General features: G+C 59.6%; 22 protein-coding genes. 11 read left to right on the top strand and 11 right to left on the bottom strand.

Annotated elements, in window-relative coordinates; genetic code table 11:
• Positions 1-7: 7 nt before the first annotated feature.
• Positions 8-895, bottom strand: a complete 888-nt coding sequence (locus ACR0A1_RS13140; protein WP_170394131.1) for a LysR substrate-binding domain-containing protein — start codon at positions 893-895, stop codon at positions 8-10.
• Positions 896-1,098: 203 nt separating this feature from the next.
• Here ACR0A1_RS13140 and ACR0A1_RS13135 point away from each other — a divergent pair, with 203 nt between their 5' ends.
• Genes ACR0A1_RS13135 through ACR0A1_RS13105 form a run of 7 tightly spaced genes read left to right on the top strand, consistent with a single transcriptional unit; the run spans position 1,099 to position 9,870 of the window.
• Positions 1,099-2,454 (top strand): MmgE/PrpD family protein, encoded by a 1,356-nt coding sequence (locus ACR0A1_RS13135; RefSeq protein ID WP_480867859.1) that lies wholly within the window; start codon positions 1,099-1,101, stop codon positions 2,452-2,454.
• Positions 2,455-2,470: 16 nt separating this feature from the next.
• A complete protein-coding gene (locus ACR0A1_RS13130) occupies positions 2,471-3,712 on the top strand; it encodes an FAD-dependent oxidoreductase (protein WP_480867857.1) in 1,242 nt (413 codons plus the stop codon).
• A gap of 1 nt (position 3,713) precedes the next feature.
• Positions 3,714-3,977 (top strand): sarcosine oxidase subunit delta, encoded by a 264-nt coding sequence (locus ACR0A1_RS13125; RefSeq protein ID WP_170423136.1) that lies wholly within the window; start codon positions 3,714-3,716, stop codon positions 3,975-3,977.
• Entirely contained in the window at positions 3,977-6,814 is a 2,838-nt protein-coding gene (locus ACR0A1_RS13120; RefSeq protein WP_480867855.1) for a 2Fe-2S iron-sulfur cluster-binding protein, read from the top strand. Before ACR0A1_RS13125 ends, ACR0A1_RS13120 begins: the two co-directional genes overlap by 1 nt.
• Positions 6,814-7,365, top strand: a complete 552-nt coding sequence (locus ACR0A1_RS13115) for a hypothetical protein (protein ID WP_480867853.1) — start codon at positions 6,814-6,816, stop codon at positions 7,363-7,365. The genes ACR0A1_RS13120 and ACR0A1_RS13115 overlap by 1 nt, the downstream gene beginning before the upstream one ends.
• A complete protein-coding gene (locus ACR0A1_RS13110; RefSeq protein WP_480867851.1) occupies positions 7,362-8,327 on the top strand; it encodes a D-2-hydroxyacid dehydrogenase in 966 nt (321 codons plus the stop codon). The genes ACR0A1_RS13115 and ACR0A1_RS13110 overlap by 4 nt, the downstream gene beginning before the upstream one ends.
• Positions 8,328-8,331: 4 nt before the next feature.
• Positions 8,332-9,870, top strand: a complete 1,539-nt coding sequence (locus ACR0A1_RS13105; protein ID WP_480568324.1) for a trimethylamine methyltransferase family protein — start codon at positions 8,332-8,334, stop codon at positions 9,868-9,870.
• A 42-nt stretch (positions 9,871-9,912) separates the two neighbouring features.
• Here the strand turns inward: ACR0A1_RS13105 and ACR0A1_RS13100 are convergent, their stop codons facing one another.
• The 6 genes from ACR0A1_RS13100 to ACR0A1_RS13075 form a co-directional block, all read right to left on the bottom strand.
• The gene (locus ACR0A1_RS13100; protein ID WP_480867848.1) at positions 9,913-10,653 is read right to left on the bottom strand and encodes a maleate cis-trans isomerase family protein; all 741 of its coding nucleotides are present in this window, start codon (positions 10,651-10,653) and stop codon (positions 9,913-9,915) included.
• Positions 10,650-11,717 (bottom strand): pyridoxal phosphate-dependent aminotransferase, encoded by a 1,068-nt coding sequence (locus tag ACR0A1_RS13095; RefSeq protein ID WP_480867847.1) that lies wholly within the window; start codon positions 11,715-11,717, stop codon positions 10,650-10,652. The genes ACR0A1_RS13100 and ACR0A1_RS13095 overlap by 4 nt, the downstream gene beginning before the upstream one ends.
• Complete coding sequence (locus ACR0A1_RS13090) at positions 11,714-13,366, bottom strand: hydantoinase B/oxoprolinase family protein (RefSeq protein WP_480867845.1); 1,653 nt, start codon at positions 13,364-13,366, stop codon at positions 11,714-11,716. The genes ACR0A1_RS13095 and ACR0A1_RS13090 overlap by 4 nt, the downstream gene beginning before the upstream one ends.
• On the bottom strand, positions 13,366-15,462 hold the full coding sequence (locus ACR0A1_RS13085; RefSeq protein ID WP_480867843.1) for a hydantoinase/oxoprolinase family protein: 2,097 nt from the start codon (positions 15,460-15,462) through the stop codon (positions 13,366-13,368). The genes ACR0A1_RS13090 and ACR0A1_RS13085 overlap by 1 nt, the downstream gene beginning before the upstream one ends.
• A gap of 257 nt (positions 15,463-15,719) precedes the next feature.
• Complete coding sequence (locus ACR0A1_RS13080) at positions 15,720-15,929, bottom strand: hypothetical protein (protein ID WP_480439034.1); 210 nt, start codon at positions 15,927-15,929, stop codon at positions 15,720-15,722.
• Positions 15,930-16,023: 94 nt separating this feature from the next.
• Positions 16,024-16,590, bottom strand: coding sequence for an ABC transporter substrate-binding protein (locus tag ACR0A1_RS13075; protein WP_480706409.1), 567 nt, complete (start codon positions 16,588-16,590; stop codon positions 16,024-16,026).
• 17 nt (positions 16,591-16,607) lie between these two features.
• Between ACR0A1_RS13075 and ACR0A1_RS13070 the strand changes: the two genes are divergently transcribed.
• From ACR0A1_RS13070 to ACR0A1_RS13060, 3 genes are read left to right on the top strand one after another with little or no spacing between them, the layout of a single operon-like run.
• On the top strand, positions 16,608-17,432 hold the full coding sequence (locus tag ACR0A1_RS13070; RefSeq protein WP_480586088.1) for an ABC transporter permease: 825 nt from the start codon (positions 16,608-16,610) through the stop codon (positions 17,430-17,432).
• Positions 17,429-18,349, top strand: a complete 921-nt coding sequence (locus ACR0A1_RS13065; RefSeq protein ID WP_223118569.1) for an ABC transporter permease — start codon at positions 17,429-17,431, stop codon at positions 18,347-18,349. Before ACR0A1_RS13070 ends, ACR0A1_RS13065 begins: the two co-directional genes overlap by 4 nt.
• Complete coding sequence (locus ACR0A1_RS13060; protein ID WP_480867840.1) at positions 18,339-19,979, top strand: ABC transporter ATP-binding protein; 1,641 nt, start codon at positions 18,339-18,341, stop codon at positions 19,977-19,979. Before ACR0A1_RS13065 ends, ACR0A1_RS13060 begins: the two co-directional genes overlap by 11 nt.
• A gap of 46 nt (positions 19,980-20,025) precedes the next feature.
• On the opposite strand, the gene ACR0A1_RS13055 is transcribed toward ACR0A1_RS13060, so the two are convergent.
• Positions 20,026-20,268 (bottom strand): hypothetical protein, encoded by a 243-nt coding sequence (locus ACR0A1_RS13055; RefSeq protein WP_170511620.1) that lies wholly within the window; start codon positions 20,266-20,268, stop codon positions 20,026-20,028.
• A gap of 506 nt (positions 20,269-20,774) precedes the next feature.
• Between ACR0A1_RS13055 and ACR0A1_RS13050 the strand changes: the two genes are divergently transcribed.
• Positions 20,775-21,086 (top strand): helix-turn-helix domain-containing protein, encoded by a 312-nt coding sequence (locus ACR0A1_RS13050; RefSeq protein WP_480867837.1) that lies wholly within the window; start codon positions 20,775-20,777, stop codon positions 21,084-21,086.
• Between the two features lie 83 nt (positions 21,087-21,169).
• Here ACR0A1_RS13050 and ACR0A1_RS13045 read toward each other — a convergent pair whose 3' ends face one another.
• The 3 genes from ACR0A1_RS13045 to ACR0A1_RS13035 all read right to left on the bottom strand — a co-directional run bounded on the left by ACR0A1_RS13045 (position 21,170) and on the right by ACR0A1_RS13035 (position 24,015).
• Positions 21,170-21,820 (bottom strand): adenylate kinase, encoded by a 651-nt coding sequence (locus ACR0A1_RS13045; RefSeq protein ID WP_480459561.1) that lies wholly within the window; start codon positions 21,818-21,820, stop codon positions 21,170-21,172.
• 145 nt (positions 21,821-21,965) lie between these two features.
• The gene (locus ACR0A1_RS13040) at positions 21,966-22,373 is read right to left on the bottom strand and encodes a universal stress protein (RefSeq protein WP_170423167.1); all 408 of its coding nucleotides are present in this window, start codon (positions 22,371-22,373) and stop codon (positions 21,966-21,968) included.
• A 127-nt stretch (positions 22,374-22,500) separates the two neighbouring features.
• A complete protein-coding gene (locus ACR0A1_RS13035) occupies positions 22,501-24,015 on the bottom strand; it encodes a malonate--CoA ligase (protein WP_170465649.1) in 1,515 nt (504 codons plus the stop codon).
• Between the last annotated feature and the right edge of the window lies 1 nt (position 24,016).

Here is a 24,016-nt window from a genome sequence, read left to right as displayed (position 1 = left end):
TTGCAGGTCAGCGGTTCATGCTGGCGGCGGCGTTTAGCAGCCAGTCCTGAAACAGCCTGACCGACGGTGAAACGGGTTTTTCCTTGAGACGCACGAAATAGGCCCAGGGGCTGTCCAAATCGAATTCGAACGGTTCGATCAGCAGCCCCCGGTCCACATAAGACCCGGCCAGAGAGCGGGGCAGGGCGACGCAGCCCAACGACTGCGCCGCCATCTCCATTGCCAGATTTGAAGCGTTGGTCCGCAGCCCTTCCTTCTGGTTCAGGTCTGCCAGATCAAAATGACGTGCGACCCGTTCCCAATAAGCTGGACGACCCAGAATATGGATCAGAGGTGCCTCTTGCAGTTGCGCCGGATCGGTCAGCTGCGCGCCATTGACTGTGAATTCGGGCGCACACACGACCGCAAGCTTTTCGGCCCACAGCTGCCGTGCGCCCACCGTCACATCGTCAATATGATTGACCGTTATCGAAATGTCCGAGACGTTCGGCTCGACATCAATCCAGACGGTGCCGTGTACCGTCAGGTCGATATCTGGGTGCTGGTCGCTAAAACCCCGGATTACGTCCGGTAGCCAATTCTCGGCCAGGCTGACCGGGCAAGACACGACGACTTTGCGGGTGTGTGACCGCTGGATGACCGATTGTGTGGCCACGTCAATCTCATGCAGAGCATGCCGCACTGAAGGCAGATACGCCTCGCCCACGTCGGTCAGCGACAATGACCGGGCATGGCGCACGAACAGAGGCCGCTGCAAAAACTCTTCGAGCGAACGCACATGGTTGCTGACGGCGGATTGGGTGCAGTTCAGCTCATCTGCCGCGCTGGTAAAGCTGAGGTACCGGGCGGCGGCCTCGAAGGAGCGCAGGAAGATCAGGTGGGGCAGGTTCATCATGGCGATAGGTTCCTGGGCGAGCGGGTAGGTGGTGCGCCGGGAATTCTGTTTCGCGGCGGGAATTGATCTGGTTCATATGCTACAATGGAGCGGAGCCAAAGCTACAAATTTTCCGGGGCCATTGCCCTCGTATTGTTTTCGTGCTGCGATGGGCAAACACACTTAGGTTTTGGCCGAACCCGAAACCTCATCTGTAGGGCATCGTGACCAACACATTTCAAACTATCGCAAAGTTTGCGCTAAATCGAAGGGTGCAGGATTTCCCCGACAGCGCGCTCGAAGCGGCGGCACTGATGCTGCTGGACACGATGGGGATCACCATCGGGTCCGGACCGATGCAGGCCGGTCAGATCGCGCGTGACAGCGCAGTGGCGCTTTACGGTGCGGGCGATCCGGGCCTCAGCGCACGGATGCTGTTCGATGGCCGCAAGGTTAGCGTTGCCGGCGCGGCTTATGCCGCTGCGACTCAGACCGATAATCTGGATGGCCATGACGGCTATAACCCCACCAAGGGCCATATCGGTGTTGCCGTTGTGCCGGCTCTGGCGGCTTTGGCGGAAACGGTCGCGGATTTTTCCGGCCCCGAGGCGTTGGCGACCGTAACTATTGGATACGAAATCGCCGGGCGCGCCGGGATTTCGTTGCATGACACAGTCAGCGACTACCACACTTCCGGCGCATGGAACGCGTTGGGAGTTGTGGCCGTTGTCGCCCGTCTGCGCGGGCTGAGCGCGGAACAGATGCGGCAGGCCATGGGCATCGCCGAATATCACGGGCCGCGGAGTCAAATGATGCGCGAGATTGCCAACCCCACCATGCTGCATGACGGCTCGGGCTGGGGCGCGCTGGTGGGTGTATCCTCGGCAGTGCTGGCCGAGAAGGGATTTACCGGCGCGCCGGCGATCACAATAGAGGCGGATGAGGTCGCGCATCACTGGCGGAATCTGGGCAGCTTCTGGCAGATGGAACATCAATATGTGAAGCCCTATCCGATCTGTCGTTGGGCCCATGCAGCGATCGACGCCACCAGGGTGCTGATGCGTGAATATGGCCTGTCTCATCAGGACATTGCCGCGATTCAGGTGAACACTTTCCACGAAAGTGCCTGCCTGTTTCAGGGTATGCCGGATGACACTTCGAAGGCGCAGTATTCGCTGTCCTTCGCTGTGGCGACGATGGTGGCGCACGGCCGTATCGGGGTCGAGCATATCACCGGCGAGGGCCTCTCCGATCCGCTGGTCGCGGCGATTGTCGACCGTATCTCGGTGGCCGAGACCGCGCGCCATTCCAACCGCTTTCCTCAAAGCCGCGTTGCTGATGTCGTCATGACCCTGACGGATGGGCGGGAACTGGCGTCGGGCGACGTCCACGCGCGCGGCGGGCCCGAGGCACCCATGGACCGTGACGAAGTGATCGCCAAGTTCATGGAGTTCGCCACTCCACCGCTGGGGGTCAGCCGTGCCGCCGCCATACGCGACGCGGTTCTGGGGTTGCAGTCGCCGGGCGCCAAATTCTCGGATCTCGGCGCGCTGATTTATGACGCCGCTGACAACCGCTGAAATCAGGACAACAAAAATGCCGCTAAGGCTGCTGAAATACGGGCTATCCGCCGATTACCCTGTCACCGGAGACATTCCGGCCACGCCAGAGCTTAAATCCAGTTACGATGTGGTCATCGTAGGTGGTGGCGGCCACGGACTGGCCTGTGCCCACTACCTGTCAAAGTATCACGGCATCACCAATGTGGCTGTGCTGGAAAAGGGTTATCTGGCGGGCGGCAACACCGCGCGGAACACCACTACCATCCGCTCGAACTACATCACCAAAGAGGGCATCGCGTTCTACAAGGAAGGTGTGCAGCTTTACGGGGAGATGAGCGAAGAGCTGGATTTCAACGTCATGTTCAGCCAGCGCGGTCAACTGACGCTGGCCCATACCGAGGCGACGCTACGCTCGTTCCATCTGCGGGCCGAGATGGGTAAACACGCGGGCACCCGGATCGAGGTCGTTGATGCGCAGACGGTCAAGGACCTGTCCCCGCATCTGAATATGGATGAGGGCGGGCCGCTGGAAATCATCGGCGGTTTGTGGCACGCCGATGGAGGCACTGCGCGGCATGATGCGGTGGCCTGGGGCTATGCAGCGCAAGCCAGCAGGCGCGGGGTGGAAATTCATCAACGTACCGAGGTTGAAGGGTTCGACACTGCCGGTGGCAAGATCACAAAGGTGCGCACCAATCGCGGTGATATCAGTGCCGGTCAGGTGATGATTGCTGTCGGGGGCATGAACTACGACATGGCGATGAAAGCCGGGGTAGAATTGCCGATCCGTTGCTATCCGTTGCAGGCGATGGTTACGCAGCCGCTGAAACCGTGGCTGCACGCGCTGGTCAGCTCGGTCAGCCTGCACACCTATCTGGTGCAGTCTTCGCGAGGCGAGATCGTGATCGGCGGTGGCTCGGACCCTTATCAGCTATATTCCACCCGCTCGACACTGGAGATGAAAGAACATCTGGCCGAAGGCGCGGTACATTTATTCCCGTTCCTGCACGGGGTGCGTCTGCTGCGACAATGGGCCGGGATTACCGACATGACGCCCGATTACTCACCCATCATGGGTGCCAGCCCATTGTCCAACCTATGGCTAGATTGCGGTTGGGGCACTTGGGGGTTCAAAGCCACTCCGGTGGCGGGCAAGTACATGGCGCAGTCCATCGCCAACCAGAAGGTCGCGCCGATACTCGAACCCTTCACAATGGAGCGTTTCGCCACCTTTGATCTGCTCAATGAAATGGGCGCAACTGCCGCGAGCCACTGACATGAAGATCCTGATCTGCCCGATGAACGGGCCCCGCAATATTAATGAATTCCAGAGCTTCGGCCCTCTGCGCGCCAACCCCGACCCGGATGCAACCAGCGATCAGGACTGGGCACGTCACCTGTTCCGCGCCGACAATTCACGCGGAACGCTGGTGGAATGGTGGCGGCACGTGCCCTCGAACTATTTCTTTCTGGCCGAGCGCAACGCCACCACGAACGAGGTGATCCGCACTTTTGACCCCTCAGGGTTGGAGCAAAGGTGATGGCCCGACTTCCCGCACCCTGGGGCAACAGGATCAATCGAGATGCGCCGGTATCGTTCAGCTTTGAAGGGCAGGCGTTTCAGGGATACGAAGGTGATGTGATCGCCTCGGCTTTGGCCGGTCAGGGGAAGTGGATGCTGTCGCGCTCGTTCAAATACCATCGACCGCGCGGTGCGATGTCGATGGCGGGCACCGAGGCCGATACGCTGGTGCAACTGCCCTCGGACCCGAACGTGCAGGCCGACCGGCATCCGATTTCGGCAGGGCTGCAAGTTACGGCGCAGAACGTCAACGGAACACTGGCGCGAGACCGCGACGCATTCATGGACAAGCTGGGGCGATTCATGCCGGTGGGGTTCTATTATCGCACCTTCATGGGCCCGACGCGCAATAGCTGGCTGAAACTGTGGGAGCCGCTGATCCGCAAGAAGGCGGGGCTGGGCGTTCTGGATATCCACGCACCGCATGAAGACTACGAAAAGGCCAACCTGTTTTGCGATCTGCTGGTCGTCGGCGCGGGGCTGGCCGGGTTGACCGCCGCCATCGAAGCCGCCGAGGCCGGGGCTGACGTCATTCTGGCCGAGCAGGAGCCGGTCTTGGGCGGTGCGCTGACCTATGGCCGCGATGCCAACAGGCTGTCCGACCTACTGGCGAAAGTGCAAAGTCTGCCGAACCTCCGCATCATGACCGGTACAGTGGTGAACGGCTGGTTCGAGGACAACTGGCTGCCGCTGATCCGGGGCAACAAGCTGTTCAAGACGCGCGCGCGCGAGGTTCTGCTGGCCACCGGCTGCATCGAACAGCCCGCGATCTTCCGAAACAATGACCTGCCGGGCATCTTGCTGGGCACTGGCGCGCAACGGCTTATGCGGCACTATGGTGTGAAACCGGGCAAGCGCGCGGTGGTACTGGCCGCCAATCTCGACGGTTATCGGGTGGCGCTGGATCTGTTGGACGCAGGCGTAGAACTGGCGGCTGTGGTTGATCCGCGCCCCGGCGGCAGCGGCGGCGAGCTTGGCCAGCAACTGGCAACAAGGGGAACGCGTGTCATTCACGGCGCCGTGGGCGAGGCGCGTGGCAAGACCCATGTTACCGGCGTAAAGGTCGGAGGCGACTGGCTAGATTGCGATCTGTTGGTAATTTCGGTCGGCTATGCGCCAATGTGGCAACTGCCCTGTCATGCTGGCGCGAAACTTGGCTACAATGAAACGGCGGCGCGGTTTTCCCTGTCTCTGCCAGACGCTACGCTGGGCATTGCCGGGGGTGTTGCCGGTGTCTTTGCGCCTGATGCGGTGGTGGCCGATGCGCAACGCGCGGCACAGACGGCGTTGACTCGTCTGGGGCTGCCAACCCGCGACATCGCGCAGGTCGAAGATGTCGAGGCTGCGTTGACGAATTTCGAACCGGCAATCGCCGGGCATCCCAAGGGCAAGGATTTTGTCGACCGGGACGAGGATATTCAAATCAAGGACCTGCAAAACGCGGTTAAGGAAGGCTATCGCGAGTTGGAGCTGATCAAGCGCTTTACCACCGTCGGTATGGGGCCGTCACAAGGGCGGCACTCGGCGCTGGCCACCGCCCGGGTGGTGGCCAAGGCGACCGACCGCACCATCGGGCAGATCGGCGTGACTACCGCCCGTCCGCCCTTTGGCCCCGAAACGCTGGGCGGGCTGTCTGGTCATCATCACCCGGCAGACAGGCGCACCGCGCTGCATCACGAACATATCCGGTTGGGGGCGGACATGCGCCCGGTCGGAGCGTGGTGGCGGCCTTATTTCTACGGCCCCAAACAAGACGCCAAGCGCCTTATCGAAGAAGAGGTGCATGCGGTGCGCAATGGGGTCGGCGTGCTGGATGTTTCAACTCTGGGCGGGCTCGAGGTGCGTGGCCCGGATGCGGGCGAATTCCTCAACCGCATTTACACCATGGCCTATAAAAAGCAGCCTGTGGGCCGTTGCCGGTACTGCCTGATGACAAACGAAATGGGCACGGTGATCGACGATGGCGTGGCGTATCGGCTGGCCGAGGATTTGTTCTATGTCACCGCCACCACCGGGGCCGTGGCGCGGGTTTATTCGGATATGTTGTTCTGGAATGCGCAGTGGCGGTTGGATGTGGATGTGCTGAACGTCACCTCGGCCTTCTCGGGCTTCAACATTACCGGTCCCAAGGCGCGCTCCGTGGTCGAGGCGCTGGACAGCGATATCGATTTCTCGCGCGATAGCTTTGCCTATCTCGACGGGCGCAGCGGCATGGTGGCCGGGGTGCCAGTGCGCGCCATGCGGATTGGGTTCACCGGCGAGTTGAGCTACGAGCTGCACTGCCCCACCAGCTATGCCCACACCCTGTGGGATGCGGTGATGGCGGCGGGTCACGCGCACGAGTTGCGCCCTTACGGGCTGGAAGCCAGCCGGATTCTGCGGTTGGAGAAAGGCCATATCCTGATTGGTCAGGACACCGACGCGCTGACCTCGCCGGATGAGCTGGGGTTCGAATGGGCGATCTCGAAGACCAAGCCGTTTTTCGTGGGCAAGCGCTCAACCGAGATGCGCCGAAACAAAGGCCTGCCGCGCAAGCTGGTCGGGCTGACATTCGACGGGCCAGATGTACCGGGGGAAAGCTGTCTGGTACTGAGGAATGATGTACCGGTGGGGCATGTGACCTCGGTCCTGTGGTCGCCGACGCTGAACACCCATATCGCGCTGGCATATGTGCATGGCGATGACGCTACGCAAGGATCGCAGGTCACGGTGAAGTGCCGCAATGGCAAGCGCGTCGTTGCAACTGTGCGCGGCCACACCTTTTTTGATCCTGAAAACAAACGGCAGGAGGTGTGATGATGCGAACCTATCCGCTTGACCCAAAGGGCGCTGCTGAAGGCACACTACTGGTTTCCGGGCAGATTATCGTGCAGGACCTGACCCATACGCCGCGTTTTGGCCTCAAGGGCCGAGGCACCGTGGCGTTTTTGCAATCGCAGGGCCTGAAGGTGCCATACGTCAACGAAACCGCCGATGGCCTTCTGCGTCTGGGTCAGGAAGAGGTGGTGGTACTGGATGCGCCTGCCGACCTGTATGCCCGGTGGCAGGTCGCCGCCACGCCAAAGGGCTATTATTCCTGGCGCGAGGAAACCTGGGCCATGATGCACCTGACCGGCCCGCGCCTGTTCGATCTGCTGGCCAAGATTTGCCCGGTCGACCTGTCGCCCGGTGCCTTTCCAGTGGGAAAGATCGCCCAGACCCGCGTGGGCTATGTCGAGGCAATCACATGGCGCAACGACCGCAAAGGTGTGGGGTTCGATGTCCTTTTCGACGTCGCCGCCACTGCTTTTTTCGCCAACGCGGTAGCCATTGCCAGCGCCGAGTTCCAACCGGAGGTACCCGCATGAAATCCCCCACCGTGATCTTGCACACCGATAACCCCGACGCTGCCCGTGCGGTTCTTGCTGAAGGTCATCCCGATCTGCCGATCCACACCTGCGACAGCTACGAGGCGCTCACGGGTTTGATCAAGGATACAGGGGCTGAAGTTGTCTATTCCGTTCGCTTTGCGGGCACCCCCGGCTTTCCACGCGCAGCACTGGTCGAGAACCCGCAAATCAAATGGGCTTCGGTCGGCGGCTCAGGTACCGATCACCTGAACCCTTGGAACCCTGATGAGGTAACGGTGACAAATGCCGCCGGGGTCGCCGCCGATATGATGGCACAATATGCGCTGGGGGCGATGCTGCATTTCACGCTGGATTTCCCGGGCTTTCGTGCCGCGCAGGCGCGGCGGGACTGGATCGGCGGCAAAGTCGAGCCCATCGACAGCAAGACGGTGCTGATCATCGGCCTTGGCAAAACAGGAGAGGCTGTTGCGGCACGAGCCAAAGCTATGGGGCTGAACACAATCGGTGTACGGGCCCGCCCGAAACCGACCCCCAACGTGGACGAGGTACACGGGATGGAGGCTTTGCCTGATCTCTGGCCACGCGCTGACTTTATCGTCGTTTGCGTACCACTGCTGGACAGCACGCGCGGTCTGGTCGGGGCGGAGGCTTTTGCCGCCATGAAACCGACGACGGTGATAATCGACGTCTCGCGAGGTGGGGTAATTGACGAAGCACCTCTACTGGCCGCGCTGGAACAGAACCGGATCAGAGGCGCGGCGCTGGACGTGTTCGTTACCGAACCGCTGCCTCAGGGGCACAGGTTCTGGGAACTGGACAACGTGATCGTCACACCGCACTGCAGCTCGGTCTATGACGGCTGGGATCTGAAATCGGTCCGCATGTTTTCCGAGAACCTGATGCGCTATCGCAAGGGCGAGGTGCTGAACAACATCGTAAATCCACAACGGGGATACTAGGTCAATGGCACGAGACAGACGCAGCGGCGGGCGACGCGGCAAATCCGGGCGCGCGGCGGCGGGAATCGAACAGCTGCCCTGGCAACAGGTGCGCAACAGCTATCCGCCGTTCGAGCTGTTGAACCCTGAACAGATGGATCAGCTGCATACAACCTCGATGCGCATTCTGTCCGAGGCCGGAATCCGGGTGATGGGCGACAATGTTATGGACATTTTCGAACGCGCGGGGGCCATCGTAGACCGCGACACCAAGACCATCCGTATGGACGAAACCATTGTCGCAGAAGCGTTAAAAACGGTGCCCTCGGAATTCACGCTGACCTCTCGCAACCGCGCGAAACAGATTACGCTGGGCGGCGATCATGTGAATTTTGGTTTGGTTGCCGGGCCGCCGAACGTACATGACTGTATCAATGGCCGCCGTCAGGGTAATTACGATGACTATTGCAACTTCATCCGGTTGGCGCATCACTTCAACGCTATCCATCTGATCGGCAATCAGGTGATGGCCCCGATCGAAATGCCCGCCAACAACCGCCATCTGGACACCTACAACGCCAACCTTAGCTATAGCGACCTGAGCTTTCACTGCACCGCTATCGGGCGCGGGCGGGCGATGGATGGCATCAACATGATGGCGATTTCGCGCGGTCAGAAACCCGAGGACATGCGCGGCGATCCGGGGGTGATCACAATCATTTCGGTGAACTCTCCGCGCCTGTTCGACGATGCCATGGGTGACGGCCTGATCGCGATGGCCGAGTATGGTCAACCGGTGACGGTCACGCCGTTCACTCTGATGGGGGCCATGACACCGGTCACGCTGCCTGCCGCGCTGGCGCAACAGAACGCCGAGGCGCTGTTCGGTGTGGTGCTGACGCAGTTGGTCAGCCCGGGAGCGCCTGTCATGTATGGCTCGTTCACCTCGAATGTGGACATGAAATCTGGGGCTCCGGCCTTTGGTACACCGGAGAATGCCAAGGCGAATATTGTCGGCGGGCAGTTGGCGCGGCGCTATGGCATTCCGTACCGGACATCGAATGCAAATGCGTCCAACGTGGTGGATTTGCAGGCGGCATACGAAACGATGATGGCCACCTGGGGCGCGGTTCTGGGAGGGGCTAATATCGTCTATCATGCCGCCGGCTGGCTTGAAGGCGGGCTGACCGCATCTTACGAGAAATTCGTTATGGATATCGAGATCATCCAGAACATGATGGAATTCCTCAAACCGATGAAATTTAACACGGATGAACTGGGCCTGGACACCATCAAATCGGTGCCCACTGGCGGCCATTTCTTTGGCGTCGATCACACGATGGAACGCTATGAAACCGCGTTCTACAAACCGATGCTGTCCGACTGGCAGAACTATGAAAACTGGGAGGCGGCCGGAGCCAAGGACGCCCTGCAACGCGCCACCGAGGTTTGGCAGCAGGCGCTACGCGAGTATCAGATGCCCGAGATGGATCCCTCCGTGCGTGAGGAGCTGGATGCCTATATCGCCAAACGCAAGGAAGAGATCGGCAGCGGCGAACCCTGATGGAATATCGGGGCAGGGGGGTCGACCGCTGCCCCGGTTCGGTTACAGCAGATCGAACAACCGGCCCGGCAGCGCCTCGTGGCGTGGCAGACCCAGCGCCCGCATCATGCAGAACATCATCGCCTGATTTGAGGTCACTACCGGCTTGTCCAGCGTGTCCTCGATCTGCGCGATGGCCTCGACTGCGCGCATGTCGGTGCAGCTGAGCACGACGGCTTGCGCGTTCGGGTGGTCTGCCTCACAGGCGAGGTCGTAAACCTCGTCCGGGGTCAGCTCTCCCTGTCCGTAATTGCCCAGCTCGCGGCCAACATCGGCGCAACGCACGGTTTCGATGTCGTTTGCGGCCATGAAATCCATCGCCTGCGTGTTGATCTCGCCCAGATAGGGCGAGGAAAAGCCCACTTTCGTCACCCCAAGCGCCTGAATGGCGGCGATCAGCGATCCGGCGGCTGTCAGCGATTGCGCTCCCGATCCGGCCTTGATCTGCTGCGCCAGATCGGCGTCGAAAGTCGGCCCATGGGTCAGCGTGGCCGAGGTGCAGCCGTACAGCACCACATCTGGCCGCACGCCCGAAATCATCCGCAGATCGTGGCTGATGTCCGAGGCCCCAAGCCCCGCCATCTGGTCCGAGCCGGGGATTTCATCCACGTCATAACCACCCATGCGCTGGAAATGCACGGTGGTGTGCGGGCAGCGCATCAAGGCCATGTCGGCCTCGAGGTTGGTGTTGGTGAAGGGCACCAGCACTCCGATCTTGGCCCGGGTACGCGTTTCGTGGCTCATGACGTTACCTTTCTCAGAACGGCCAGACAGCGATCCATCACCGGTGTGTTGCAGATCGTGGCGCGCAGGCAGTCGGACAGACCATAGCCGCCCATACCGCGCATCAGCAGTTTCTCGGCCCGTAGCGCGGCGTCGGCCTGTTGCGCCTGCTCGGTCGAGGCAAAGTGGATCAGCACGAAATTGGTGTGGCTATCCGGCACGATCAGCCCCAGATCGCGGCAGTCCTGCGCGAACCGATCGCGAATAGTTGCCGTTTTCGCGACCACGTCCCGCATATGCGCCTGATCGCGCATCGCTGCCGCTGCCGCAGCCTGCGAGGCAATCGAGATGTTGTTGGGGTTCAACAGCTTGCGCAGCTCTCTGGCGATGTCGGTGGGGAAATAGCCCCACCCGGCGCGTGCCCCGGCCAGCCCGTAAGCCTTGGAGAAGGTGCGCGTGATAACGGTATCTCCCCGGTCCGCCAGCCCGAAAACCTCAGTCGGATCGTTGGCGGCATCGGCGAACTCGGCATAGGCCTGATCGACCACCAGCAGCACGTCGCCGGGTAGCGCGTTGCGCAGGCGCAGGATCTCGGAATTCGGGATCAGGGTGCCGGTGGGATTGCCCGGATTACAGACGAACACGATACGGGTCGCCGGGGTGACGGCGGCCAGAACCGCATCGACCGAGACGGTCAGATCGACCTCGGGCGCGGCGACGTATTTGGCCTGCGCCTGCGCCGTGGCCGAGGCCACGAAGGCATAGCCATACTGCGTGCCCAGCACGTGATCGCCGGGCCCGGCAAAGGCGCGGATCAGGCAGCCGATCAACTCCATCGAGCCCGCGCCACACAGCACCCGCGCCGGGTCGACCCCGTGTACCCCGGCAATGGCCGCGCGCATGTCGGGCCATTCGGGATCGGGGTAGAGCGTCAGATCAGCCAGCGCTGCCTGCCCGGCCGCCACGGCGGACGGACTGGCCGGAAAGGCGCTTTCGTTCTGCGCCAGCGAGATGGTGCCTTCACCACCCAGATCGGCCAGCGCATAGGCGCCCATGGCGCCGACATGAGAAACCGGACGGATCATGCGTCACCTCCGTAGGCTTTGGCGCCCTCGGCGCTGACCAGACCGCGTTTGAGGTCCAGCGCCAGCGAGTCCCGATCACGGTCTGCCGGGTCGCCGAAACCGCCGCCGCCCGGGGTGTCGAAGATCAGGTAATCGCCACCTTCGACCCGCAGCTCTCCCTTGCCGGGAATGTCGCTGTCGCCATCACGGAACCGGATGCGCCCCGGCGCGCCGGGCTGACCGCCCATGCGGCCCAGGGCGGGGAATTTCAGCCGCTCGACCGACAGGAACACGATGAAGGGTGCGCCGTTGGCCGATGTCATCTCGATCCGCTGCCCAAGCCCGCCGCGATACTTGCCCGCGCCACCGGAATCCGCGCGCAACTCGCGTCGCCAGATGGTCACCGGCGCGACGCTTTCGGTGATCTCCACCTGCGAACCGAACACGCCCGAGGGGTAGGCGGTGGCTGACAGACCATCCGCATGCGGCCGTGCACCGGTGCCGCCATTATGTACCGGTTCCACTGCGAATTCGCGCCCACCGTCGCGGGCCACCTCGGGGGCGTGGCGCATGGGCAGGTCGAACATGCAGCTTGCGCCCTCGGCGGGCACTGCATCAGGCAGTGCCTGATGCAGACAGCCCAGCACCAGATCGGGTGTCACCTGACCCAGCGTGTGCCGCATCGCGACCGGCACCGGGCGCTGTGCGTTCAGGATGCAGCCCTTGGGGCCGTCGACGGTGAACGGCTCCAGCGATCCGGCATTGTTGGGGATGTCCGAGCCGACGATGCAGCGCAGCGCAAACACCGTATAGGCGGTAGCATAGTTCAGCGGCACGTTGATGCCCTTGCGCGAACAACCCGAGGTGCCGGTGAAATCCACATGCATCCCCGATTTACTGACGGTCAGGGTTGCGTGCAACTCCAGCTCATTCTCATAGCCATCCATTTTCAGGACGTTTTTGTAGATACCTTTGGGCACCTCGGCGATGGCCTCAAGCGTGCCACGGCGCGAAGTGTCGATGATGTAGGACCCCAGCGCATCCAGATCGGTCAGGCCGAACTCTTCCATCATACTGACCAGCCGGTTCACCCCGGCCTCGCAACAGGCAATCAAGGCATAGATGTCGCCCTCGTTGGCGATGGGCTCGCGGCTGTTGGCGCGGATGATGTCCAGCAGCAGCGCGTTTGGGGTGCCTTCCTCGACCAGTTTGCAGGGCGGAATCAGCAGCCCCTCGTCATAGATGTCGGAGCCTTCCGGCCCCATGCCCAGACCACCCAGATCAACCAGATGTGAGGTGCACGAGGTAAAGCCCACCACCTTGCCATCCTTGAACGCGGGCATCATCAACAGGAAGTCGTTCAGATGCCCCGAGGCCAGCCACGGATCGTTGGTCATGTAGATATCGCCCGGTTTCATGGTCTGAACCGGGAAGGCGGCGCGCAGATGCTGCGCCGCTTCGGCCATGGTGTTGATATGGCCCGGCGTACCGGTTACCGCCTGTGCCAGCATCCGGCCGTTGACGTCGAAGATCCCGGCGGAGATATCGCCGCATTCGCGCACGATGGGCGAAAAGGCGGCGCGGATCAGGGTCTGGCCCTGTTCCTCGACCACCGCCAGCAAACGGTTCCACATCACTTGTAGGCGGGCGGGGGACAGATCGGTTGTCATCAAGCGCCTCCTTTCTGGTCCTGAACCAGGACGAGGTTTCCTATGGCATCCACATGGGCCGAGAAATCGGCCGAGACCAGCGTGGTGGTCTGCGGTTCGTGGATCAGGGCGGGGCCTTGTATGCGATCGCCGGGGTGTAGGTCAGCCCGCGCCACGAATGCGGCTTGTTTCAGCGCCCCGTCCACATCGCAGGTGATCGGGCGGGATTCGGTTGCGGAGATAGTAGCCAACGCCGGAGTTTCCGGCACTGGCGGCACGGCGCTGTCGCTTGTGGCGACGCGCACCGCCCAGTTGAGAATCTCGATCTGCATCCCCGGCACCGGGCGTGAGAACTGCTTGCGATATTCTTCCTCAAAGGCGGTGGTCAGCGGTGCAATATCGTCTGCCGTCAGATGCCGGTCGGGCAGGGTGATCTCGATCTCGTGACCCTGACCGTTGTAGCGCATGAAGGCGGTGCGCTGGGTTTCGGTCGGGGCATCGCCCGCGCCCTGGGCAACCACGCCTTTGGCTTCGAAAATCATTGCGTCGAACAGCGCGTTGATCTCATCCATGTCCATGCTGTCCAACAACGAATAGCGCGAGCGGACGATTTCGAACGACACGGGTGCGAACAGGAAGCCCACGGCAGACCCCACGCCCGGATTGGGCGGGATTACAATGCGGCTGACCCCGGCGGATCGTGCCACCCGACCGGCATGCAACGGCCCGTTGCCGCCAAAGGCAATCATCGTGCGCGGTCCAAGATCCTTGCCCGATTCCACCGCGTGCATCCGGCCCGCGCTGGCCATGCTTTCGTCGACGATGCGGCTGACGCCGTCGGCTGAGCCAACGGCATCGAGATCTAGTTTCGACCCGATCACCCGGCTTAGCGACTGTTTGGAGCCTTCGGGGTCCAGCTTGATATGCCCCTCGGCAAATGTGTCGGGCACGATGTAGCCCAGCGTAATGTCGCTGTCTGTCACCGTGGGCTCGGTGCCGCCGCGCATGAAGGCCACGGGTCCGGGTTCAGACCCCGCCGATTTCGGACCTACGGTCAGGCGTCCCAACCGATCCACCCCGGCGATGGAGCCACCGCCCGCGCCGATCTCGATCATCTCGATCACCGGGATGCGCACTGGCATGCCCGAGCCCTTTATGAACCGCGCGGCGCGGGCGATCTCGAACTGGCGCGAGGTCTGCGGGCGGGCCTTGTCGATCAGGCACAGCTTAGCGGTGGTGCCGCCAACGTCAAAGGACAGCACCTGATCCAGCCCGGTGCGGGCGGCGATGCGGGCGGCCAGAATGGCCCCTCCGGCGGGGCCGGATTCCACCAGCCGGATCGGAAAACGCGCGGCGGTGCGCACGGTGCACATGCCGCCGCCCGCCGTCATCATCAGGATCGGACAGGTCACGCCCTCGGCCTCGAACCGGTCGACGAAACGGGCCAGATAGGTCTGCATCAGCGGCTGGATATAAGCATTGGCGACGGTGGTGCACAGCCGGTCGAACTCGCGCGCCTCGGGGCTGACCTCGGACGAGATCGAGACGGTCAGATCGGGGCGCTTTTCGGCCAGCACATCGCGTAGGCGGCGTTCATGGGCGGGGTTGGCATAAGCGTGCATCAGGCAGATCGCTATGGCCTCTGCGCCGCTCGCGTCGATATCGGCCAGCAGTGCGTCGATGGCCGAGTCTTCGAGCTCGATCAATACCTGACCACCTGCCGACATGCGTTCGCGCACTGTCAGAGCACGCTCGCGCGGCACCAGCAGGTCAGGCTTCTCGAGGTTGATATCGTATTGCGAATAACGCCGCTCATACGCGATTTCCAGGATGTCGCGAAAGCCTTCGGTGGTCACCGTCGCCACCACCGCGCCGCGACGTTCGATCAGCGCATTGGTCGCCAGGGTGGTGCCGTGGATAAAGCCGGTCACCTGATCCAGCGTCCGGCCCGATTGCTGCATTACTCGCGCGGCCCCTTCCATGGCGCCGTCGGCAGGGTTCTGATGGCTGGTCAGGGTCTTGGTGGAGGCCAGGATTGTCTCTTCGCCAGAGACAAGGACCGTATCGGTAAAGGTGCCGCCAATATCGATGGCCAGGCGCAGCGTTTGAGTTGTCATGAGGTCTTCCGAAATTTCTGTAATCGCAGCGTGAAGCAAAAGGCCCGAGGCCCTGCTTTATGCAAGGATCACAAGATCACAGCCGGTTGCGCGGCGGTCCGTAGGATTCGGAATATCAGTCTGTGTCATGGGCGAAATGTGCAGTTTCAAGATAGCGGCAGCAAGCTGGATTGCGACAGAAAGGCCTGCAAGCGACATCTATCGTCTCTGCAGGCCAGAAATCTGCCGACACGGGCCACCAGACGGAGAGCGCGCGATCAGGCAAGCCACCAGCGTTCAGGGGCTTTGGCACCATCCATTTCCCAATTCGCGGCGATCTCGCCCTGGGCGACGGTTTTGGCAACACCCATGATATGATTGGCGAACATCGGAACGATCGCACCGCCATCATCATGAACCAAAGTCTGCGCTTCGGCATACAGAGTGCGGCGTTTGGCGTCGTCCAGCTCTGCACGGGCCTCGACCACGATGGCGTTGAAGCGATCGGCGGCTTCGCCTGTGCGCCAGGCTCGTACACCTCAATGAATTAGCCACCGGTGCCAATTCCGGATTGTGGGTCGGTCAATTTGCCATCGGTCGAAGGCATAATGACCAAGTGATAGCCAGACAGGATGATGGGAAGTCGGCATTTGCCGGATCCAGCTCGAACACCACGTTGTTGCCATCGGCGCGCATCGATTTGATTTGGGCAACCAAACCGTTCACCGCAGATTTCGATCCTTCGCCACAGTGGTGGTCGATTGTGGCGATGACAACGGCAGGGGTAAGGGTTTGGTCGTTGTGGAACTCGACCCCTTCACGCAGGGTGAATACCCAAGTGATTGCGTCGTTCGAGGAATACTCGGTCGCGAGTTCGGGCACTAAATTTCCGTTTGCGTCTAATTCGACCAAGTTGTTGCCGAACAGATAGGCGACAGCGGTTTTGATCGTGCCTTCATAGGTTGCTGGGTCTAAAAAGTCGGTAGTCGAACCGCTGCCAAAGCCAAATTTGATCGCTCCGCCTTTTTTAGGGACCTGCGCAAGTGCTTGTCCGGATAGGCTCAGTGCCGCCGGAATGGCAAGGCCCGCAGCCAGAGCGCTTGATATGAAGATACGACGCGAAATCCGGCCGCTCTGCAGTTTCTGCATCTGAGAGGACAGGAAAGGTGATCCGGGCGGAGCTTGGCCTCGATAAACCTGCCTATATCCGATATTTCGATTGGATCGGTGCGTTGGCGACCGGGGATCTGGGAACGTCGTTCTCAGGTCGGGCGAGTTCGGGTGTTGATCGATCACGTCCGGTAGTGGAACTGGTCGCACCGCGCTTATGGAACACATTGTTTCTTGCGGGTATGGCGGCGCTGATCTCGGTTCCGCTAGCGCTGTTTCTGGGTATTACCACCGCGCTGTGGCGCAATTCGCGCTATGATAAGCTGGCCAGCGCCAGCACCTTGACGGCGATCTCGTTCCCCGAGTTTTTTGTGGCATATATCCTAATTTTGCTGTTCGGAACGCTATGGCCGGTGTTGCCGTCGTTGGCCAATGTGGAGCCAGGGATGCCGCTGGTCGAGCGGATCGTCAAATGCATATTACCTGCGCTTACACTGACACTTGTAATCGTCGCGCACATGATGCGTATGACGCGGGCTTCGCTGATCAGTCTTCTAGCTTCACCCTATGTCGAGATGGCGCGGTTGAAAGGAGAGAACGCCCGCCGCGTGGTTCTGCATCACGCGCTGCCCAATGCGTGGGCGCCAATTTCAACGGTGGTCGCGTTCAACCTGGCCTATCTGGTAGTTGGAGTGGTCGTGGTCGAGGTGGTGTTCGTCTATCCCGGCGTCGGCCAACTGATGGTCGATGCTGTCAGCTCGCGCGATATCCCGGTGGTTCAGGCGTGCGCCCTGATATTCGCCGCCACATATGTCCTTCTGAACCTGATTGCCGACATCATTGGAATCGTCACCAACCCGAGGCTTCTGCACCCAAAATGAGCCAGACAAGCAAGACATATTCAGCCGCCGCCGAGGTGGGTCGCGTGCGGACCCGTCGCAGCAAGCGCGAGCGTATTTGGATCGAGCTGAAGAAAGCGCCGCCGACAGCAATTTTCGGCATGTTTGTGATCCTGTTCTATCTAATCATGGCAATCGGAGCGCCGGTCATCGCGCCTTATGGTGAGGCCGAGGTATTCCCGACGCCTTACGCACCCTGGTCGTCCGAGCATTGGCTGGGTACCGACCAGATCGGGCGTGATATCCTGTCGCGGCTGATCTATGGCGCGCGCAACACCATCGGTATCGCTTTTTTCACTACGCTGCTGGCGTTCTTCATCGGAGGCGGTCTGGGGCTGATCGCTGCGATTAACCGCAGTTGGCTGGATCAATTGATCAGCCGGGGCGTAGATGTATTTATGGCCATTCCCAGCCTGATTTTCGCGCTGATGCTGCTGTCGATTTTCGGCTCGTCGGCGCTGTCGTTGATTTTGATTATTGCGATTCTGGATTCAACCCGCGTGTTCCGCCTGACTCGCGCTGTGGCGGTGAACGTGGCAGTGATGGATTATGTCGAGGCAGCCCGGCTGCGCGGCGAAAAACTGCCTTGGGTGATGCGTCGCGAGATTTTGCCCAACATCATGCCTCCGCTGGTGGCCGAGTTCGGGCTGCGATTCTGTTTCGTTTTCCTAACCATCGCTGCGCTCAGCTTTCTGGGCGTCGGTATTCAGCCCCCCACCGCCGATTGGGGCACAATGGTGCGCGAGACCGCCAACCTGATCCAGTTCGCCAAATATGATTTCAAGGCCGGGATCACGCCGCTGCTGCCCGCTGCCTCGATCGCGTTGATCACTGTGGCGGTCAACTTTGTCGTCGACTGGTTCTTGCACAAAACAAGTGGATTACGCGATGAACACTGAGACTGACCTTCTGCTGGATATGCGCGACATCCGTATCGAGGGGTTCTCGGACGAAAAGTGGAATCCGATCATCAGAGGTGTCAACCTGACCCTGAAGCGCGGTGAGGTGCTGGGCCTGATAGGCGAAAGTGGCGCGGGCAAGTCGACGCTGGGCAAAGCGGCTATGGGATACACTCAGCCCGGCTGTCGTATCACGGGCGGTTCGATCCGGTTCAAGGGGCAGGAGTTGCGGGATCTGGACGACCACGTGCTGCAGCATCTGTGGGGATCGCGGATAGCCTATGTGGCCCAATCGGCGGCTGCGTCGTTCAACCCGGCGCATAAGTTGTTGGATCAGACCGTTGCTGCAACGGTGCGCGAGGGACTGCAACCCGAGAATGTCGCGCGTGAGGATGCCCGCGCGCTTTATGCCTCGTTGTCGTTACCGCATCCCGAAACGATTGGTGACCGCTATCCGCATCAGGTCTCCGGTGGCCAGTTACAGCGGATCATGACAGCCATGGCGATGTCACCCCGTCCCGATTTGATCATTTTCGACGAACCGACAACTGCGCTGGATGTGACGACCCAGGTCGAAGTTCTGACTGCTATGCGCCGGATCGTCGAAGAATTTCATACCGCCGCAATCTACATAACCCATGACCTGGCGGTGGTCGCGCAGATGGCGGACCGGATCAAGGTGCTGCGCTATGGAGAAGAGGTAGAAGAGGCGGAAACGCGCAAAATGCTGTCTGCGCCCGAGCAAGAGTATACCAAATCCCTCTGGTCCGTGCGTCTGTTGCAAAAACAAGCCGAGACTTCGGATGATATCATCCTTAAAATTGACGGTGTGGATGCGGCCTATGGCAAGAGCGCCAAGGTGTTGCACAATGTGTCAATCAGCCTGCCGCGGGGGCGCACGGTGTCGATTGTCGGCGAATCCGGATCTGGTAAATCGACCACGGCGCGGGTGATCACCGGCTTGCTGCCCGCCACAAGCGGGCAGGTCACGTTCAATGGCGAGGTCCTGCCAAACGAACTGAAAAACCGCAGCCGTGATCAGCTGCGCAGAATTCAGATGATCTATCAGATGGCCGATACCGCGATGAACCCGCGTCAAACCGTAGGCGAAATCATTGGACGTCCGCTGGAATTTTATCATGGTCTGCGGGGCCGGGCGCAGGAGGACCGGGTCATCGAACTGCTTGAAGCCATCGAGTTGTCGGAAGACTTCTATGATCGTCTTCCCAGCGAATTGTCCGGCGGACAAAAACAGAGAATTTGCATTGCTCGCGCTCTGGCCGCCGACCCTGAGGTGATTATTTGTGACGAAGTGACGTCCGCACTGGACCAGCTTGTGCAGGAAGGCATACTGCAATTGCTGATGCGCCTACAAAAGGAGCGCGGAATTTCCTATCTGTTCATCACGCATGACATTGCCACGGTCGAGGCTATTTCGGACGAGATTGTTGTGATGCTGAATGGTCAAGTCGTTGAGCAGGGATTGAAGAATACCGTTCTATCCGAACCCTTCCCGGACTATACAAAGCTGCTGCTAAGTTCGGTTCCCGAGATGGACCCGGATTGGTTGACGAACCTGCTGAAAGAGCGAAAAGAAAATCACTTAAATACAAAACATGACACTGCGTAGGCGCGGGCAATAACAACACTTGCGAAGCTCAGTCGCAGTGGACTTCTCATTTTGCTTGTATTCCGAAACTCTTTTTTACCGGCATAACAATAGATCGATACGCAGATAACCTGAAACTCAGGAGCAACTCGCGAATTAAGGTGGCTTTTGACTGGATCGCATTGATGTTCTTGTTCACAATCAGTTCGATCCTCTTTTGGGCTGCCATAGGGTTAATACTTGAGGTCACCGCAGGCCGTGTAATTGCCCCGTTCTTCGACACCCCATTGGTGACATGGGCTGCAGTCATCACAACCTTCCTCGCCGGGTTTTCCTCAGACAGTGCGCGCGAAGCCTTGTCGCAAAATACGAGTGCAAGGCTGCGATCAATAATGTGCGAGCGGCGCTTGTCGTGATGACTGTCCCAATGGCATCATCTCCGACGGTCATGGCACTGCTCTCCGTAATGGGTGCTCAAGTAGTGGCTGGAATGCTGCAGAGCGCACCTTACATGCGTCGCAAAGATCTTATCGACTAAACCTCCTAGCACGACATCGTCCAATTTGGTGATGCCTTATGAACAATAGATCTGGGACCGAGTGAACGTCGATCTCAATCTGGCATCCCCTGTCTTGTTCGTTGGAGGTGGTAGTAGCACTTTGCCCACCAACCTGCTCGCACCGCGACCACTGATGCAGGTCGCCCGGTTTTTTTCTGATCGACCCTGGCGAGCGGGCGCAGAGCTTTTACATCTCGTTTTCGCCCAACCTGACTCATGGGGGCAACGCAATCCTTCGAACTCAGCATTGGGTGCAAATGCGTTATGCGGGCCCGATCCCGGTTTCCGAATTGGCCCGCACCGCTCGACTTGAGCTGCGCACTTTTGGATTCCGATTCCTGACGGCCACGGGTTTCACGCCATCGGAATACCTGCGACAGCTTCGCATCACCAATGCCTGTCAGAGGCTGGAACTATCCCAGTCCAGTATCGAAACCATCGCGCGGGATATAAGGTATATGGATGTTTCAGCATTCCGCCGAATGTTTCACGAAATAGTCGACCTCTCGCCAGGAGATTACCGCAAGCGCTTTTCTTTTCTTAAAGACGCTTCGCATTTAAGAAAATGACGTCTGAACAGCCTTTCTTGGGTCTGTTTTTGCTTTGGCTAAGCGTAATTGCAAAGGTCTTATTCCTCTGCTTTCTTTTGTCATCACGACCTTGACGATATGGCGGCCTCGATGCTTCGATTGATTGCCTCGATCGGTCCCATTGCGTCAACATTCGCCAAAACGCCCATATGGCTATAGTAGTCGATCAAGGGTGAAGTCTGTTTATGATATTCAGTCAGTCGTGCGGCGACTGTTTCGGCCCTGTCGTCAGCGCGGCGCTTGAACTCAGAGCCTCCGCAATTGTCGCAGCGTTCCGCTGCCTCAAGCGGTTTGAATGTATCATGGTAACCTTCGCCACATCCTGCACAAGTAAAGCGACCGGAAATGCGGTCGACCATCTTCTTGTCATCCACCGCAAGACTGACGACAGCACTGATCTGCTGCCCCGTTTCCGCCAATAGTTGATCCAATGCGCGCGCCTGACTAAGCGTGCGTGGAAATCCGTCTAATATCACCCCTCCGGCACAGTCCGAATCCCTCATACGGTCACGCAAGATCGAAATGACGATGTCATCTCCGACGAGCCTGCCTTCAGCCATGATGGATTCCACCGCCTTGCCTGTTTCGCTGCCGCTTTCAATCGATCTGCGGAGCAAATCGCCTGTCGACAACTGAACCAAGTCAAATTTTTGCTCAAGCAGTCGGGATTGCGTTCCCTTACCGGCACCAGGAGGGCCGAGAAGGATTAACACTTTAGACGTATTCGGGCTGGTCACTCTTTTTCCTCTTAGAGAATATCGTAAACACGACTTGGAATAGACCGCTCAGTGCCATTTCAGATGTATTAGCGGTGTATGACGGTCGTGTGTGGGCGTTGCTTCTGATCCCTAGACCAGACTATCTCACCACGTGTACGGAACAATTTGCATGCCTGACTACGCGTGCCGCTGTGGACCCCAGAAGATAATCCTGCAATCCAGGCTGGTGGCTTGCGATAACGATGCAGTCTGCATTGTTATTCGTTGCATAATCGAGAATTCCACGGCCCGACTGTCCTTCGACAATTTCAATTTTGGAGTCCGCAACCCCGTCGACTAGTGGGCCCAGTTTGTCAGTAACGCTGGTCTTTGCGATATCCAGATGGTTTTCAGGAAGCAGGTCGCTTGTGTATTGCGGAAGGTGCTCAATGACATGCAATAGAGTAATATGACCACCATCCGAGCGGAGAGTTTGTGCGACATCCAGCGCTCTTTGCGCGTCGCGGTCGGTATCAAAGGAAACAGGGACTAGAATATTTCCATACATTTCTGGTTCTCCAGCAGGTAGAAAAATTCAACAACCAGAGAAGGGAACAGGTCCGCCTGCCCTGGTTGTTGAAGCTAGGCCCGTAGCATTATCGAGAAGAGGGGCTACTGGGCCGGGGAGGGTCATCTTACGCTGCCACGAACATGTCTTTGTATCGGTCGCGCAGGATGTTCTTTTGAACTTTGCCCATGGTGTTGCGGGGCAGTTCGTCCAGCAGGATCAGTTTGCGTGGATGCTTGAACCGCGCCAAGCTACCGCGCACGGCCTCCATCATTGCGTCCAGATCGGGGGTTTGGCCCCGCTCTGCAACGATCACGCCCAGAACAGTTTCGCCGAAATCGGGATGTGGAACGCCCACAACGGCGCTTTCCAGCACGCCGGACTGGTCATCCAGAATCAGCTCGATTTCTTTGGGATAGATGTTGTAACCGCCTGAAATAATAAGGTCTTTGTTGCGGCCAACAATATGAACATAGCCGTCTTCGTCGATCCGACCCAAATCGCCAGTGATGAAAAACCCGTTCTCGCGCAGTTCGGCGGCAGTCTTCTCCGGCATCTGCCAGTAACCTTTGAACACGTTGGGCCCGCGCACCTCGATCTCGCCGATCTCGCCCTGAGCCAGCGCATTGCCGTCTGAATCACAGATCTGCAGCTCGACCCCAGGCAATGGAAAGCCCACCGTGCCTGCGCGGCGGTCACCGTCATAGGGGTTCGAGGTGTTCATGTTAGTTTCGGTCATGCCATAGCGTTCAAGGATGCGATGGCCGGTGCGTTCTTCGAACTGTACATGGGTTTCGGCCAGCAAGGGTGCCGAGCCTGAAACAAACAGGCGCATATGTGCGGCCAGATTCTTGGTGAAGCGGTCATCGTCCAGAAGGCGGGTGTAGAAGGTTGGCACGCCCATCATGGTCGTGGCATTGGGCATCCGCCCGATGATCTCATCCAGATCGAACTTGGGCATAAAAACGATGCTACTGCCTGCAGCCAGCGTGACATTGGTGGCCACGAATAGTCCGTGAGTGTGAAAGATCGGCAGCGCATGCAGCAGCACGTCGTCGGATGTGAAGCGCCATTCTTTGACCAGCGTCTGTGCATTCGACAACAGGTTGTTCTGGGTCAGCATCGCACCCTTCGATCGGCCTGTAGTCCCCGATGTATAGAGGAATGCGGCCAGATCGTCGCCATCACGGTCAACGGTCTCAAAGCTGGCAGGCATTGCTGCAGCCTGCTCCATCAGGCTGCCGCTGCCATCGGCGTTCAGGGTTTCCACCTTCGCGCCTAGCTGCGCACCAACCGGGGCGAGTTTCTCTTCGCTGCGGCTGTCACAAACGATCAGCGAGGCGCCACTGTTTTCGATGAAATAGGTCAATTCATCCACAGTGTAAGCGGTATTGAGCGGCAGGAATACAAGACCTGCCTGCGCACAGGCAGCATATAGCGCCAGCGCTTCGGGCGATTTCTCGATCTGTGCCGCAACCCGGTCGCCGGGTTTCAGGCCCAGCTGCGTCGCCACATGGGCGATTTGTGCCGCGGTGCTCAGGAAGTCCTGATGGGTGATGGTCGTTCCGTCGAGCAACTGCAAGAAGGCTGTGTCTTTACCGGCATGTGCGCCGAACAAACCGTCATAGAGAGGATTGGCCATA

This window comes from Ruegeria sp. D6 (assembly GCF_056534365.1).
This window is presented reverse-complemented; position numbering and strand designations above follow the sequence as displayed.

Coding starts and splice junctions, on each gene's coding strand:
- ACR0A1_RS13115 (WP_480867853.1), top strand. CDS start 6,814: ATGATGCGAACCTATCCGCTTGACCCAAAGGGCGCTGCTGAAGGCACA.
- ACR0A1_RS13120 (WP_480867855.1), top strand. CDS start 3,977: ATGGCCCGACTTCCCGCACCCTGGGGCAACAGGATCAATCGAGATGCG.
- ACR0A1_RS13040 (WP_170423167.1), bottom strand. CDS start 22,373: ATGTATGGAAATATTCTAGTCCCTGTTTCCTTTGATACCGACCGCGAC.
- ACR0A1_RS13050 (WP_480867837.1), top strand. CDS start 20,775: ATGCGTTATGCGGGCCCGATCCCGGTTTCCGAATTGGCCCGCACCGCT.
- ACR0A1_RS13075 (WP_480706409.1), bottom strand. CDS start 16,590: ATGCAGAAACTGCAGAGCGGCCGGATTTCGCGTCGTATCTTCATATCA.
- ACR0A1_RS13110 (WP_480867851.1), top strand. CDS start 7,362: ATGAAATCCCCCACCGTGATCTTGCACACCGATAACCCCGACGCTGCC.
- ACR0A1_RS13060 (WP_480867840.1), top strand. CDS start 18,339: ATGAACACTGAGACTGACCTTCTGCTGGATATGCGCGACATCCGTATC.
- ACR0A1_RS13055 (WP_170511620.1), bottom strand. CDS start 20,268: ATGACTGCAGCCCATGTCACCAATGGGGTGTCGAAGAACGGGGCAATT.
- ACR0A1_RS13100 (WP_480867848.1), bottom strand. CDS start 10,653: ATGAGCCACGAAACGCGTACCCGGGCCAAGATCGGAGTGCTGGTGCCC.
- ACR0A1_RS13130 (WP_480867857.1), top strand. CDS start 2,471: ATGCCGCTAAGGCTGCTGAAATACGGGCTATCCGCCGATTACCCTGTC.
- ACR0A1_RS13035 (WP_170465649.1), bottom strand. CDS start 24,015: ATGGCCAATCCTCTCTATGACGGTTTGTTCGGCGCACATGCCGGTAAA.
- ACR0A1_RS13095 (WP_480867847.1), bottom strand. CDS start 11,717: ATGATCCGTCCGGTTTCTCATGTCGGCGCCATGGGCGCCTATGCGCTG.
- ACR0A1_RS13125 (WP_170423136.1), top strand. CDS start 3,714: ATGAAGATCCTGATCTGCCCGATGAACGGGCCCCGCAATATTAATGAA.
- ACR0A1_RS13085 (WP_480867843.1), bottom strand. CDS start 15,462: ATGACAACTCAAACGCTGCGCCTGGCCATCGATATTGGCGGCACCTTT.
- ACR0A1_RS13090 (WP_480867845.1), bottom strand. CDS start 13,366: ATGACAACCGATCTGTCCCCCGCCCGCCTACAAGTGATGTGGAACCGT.
- ACR0A1_RS13140 (WP_170394131.1), bottom strand. CDS start 895: ATGATGAACCTGCCCCACCTGATCTTCCTGCGCTCCTTCGAGGCCGCC.
- ACR0A1_RS13105 (WP_480568324.1), top strand. CDS start 8,332: ATGGCACGAGACAGACGCAGCGGCGGGCGACGCGGCAAATCCGGGCGC.
- ACR0A1_RS13065 (WP_223118569.1), top strand. CDS start 17,429: ATGAGCCAGACAAGCAAGACATATTCAGCCGCCGCCGAGGTGGGTCGC.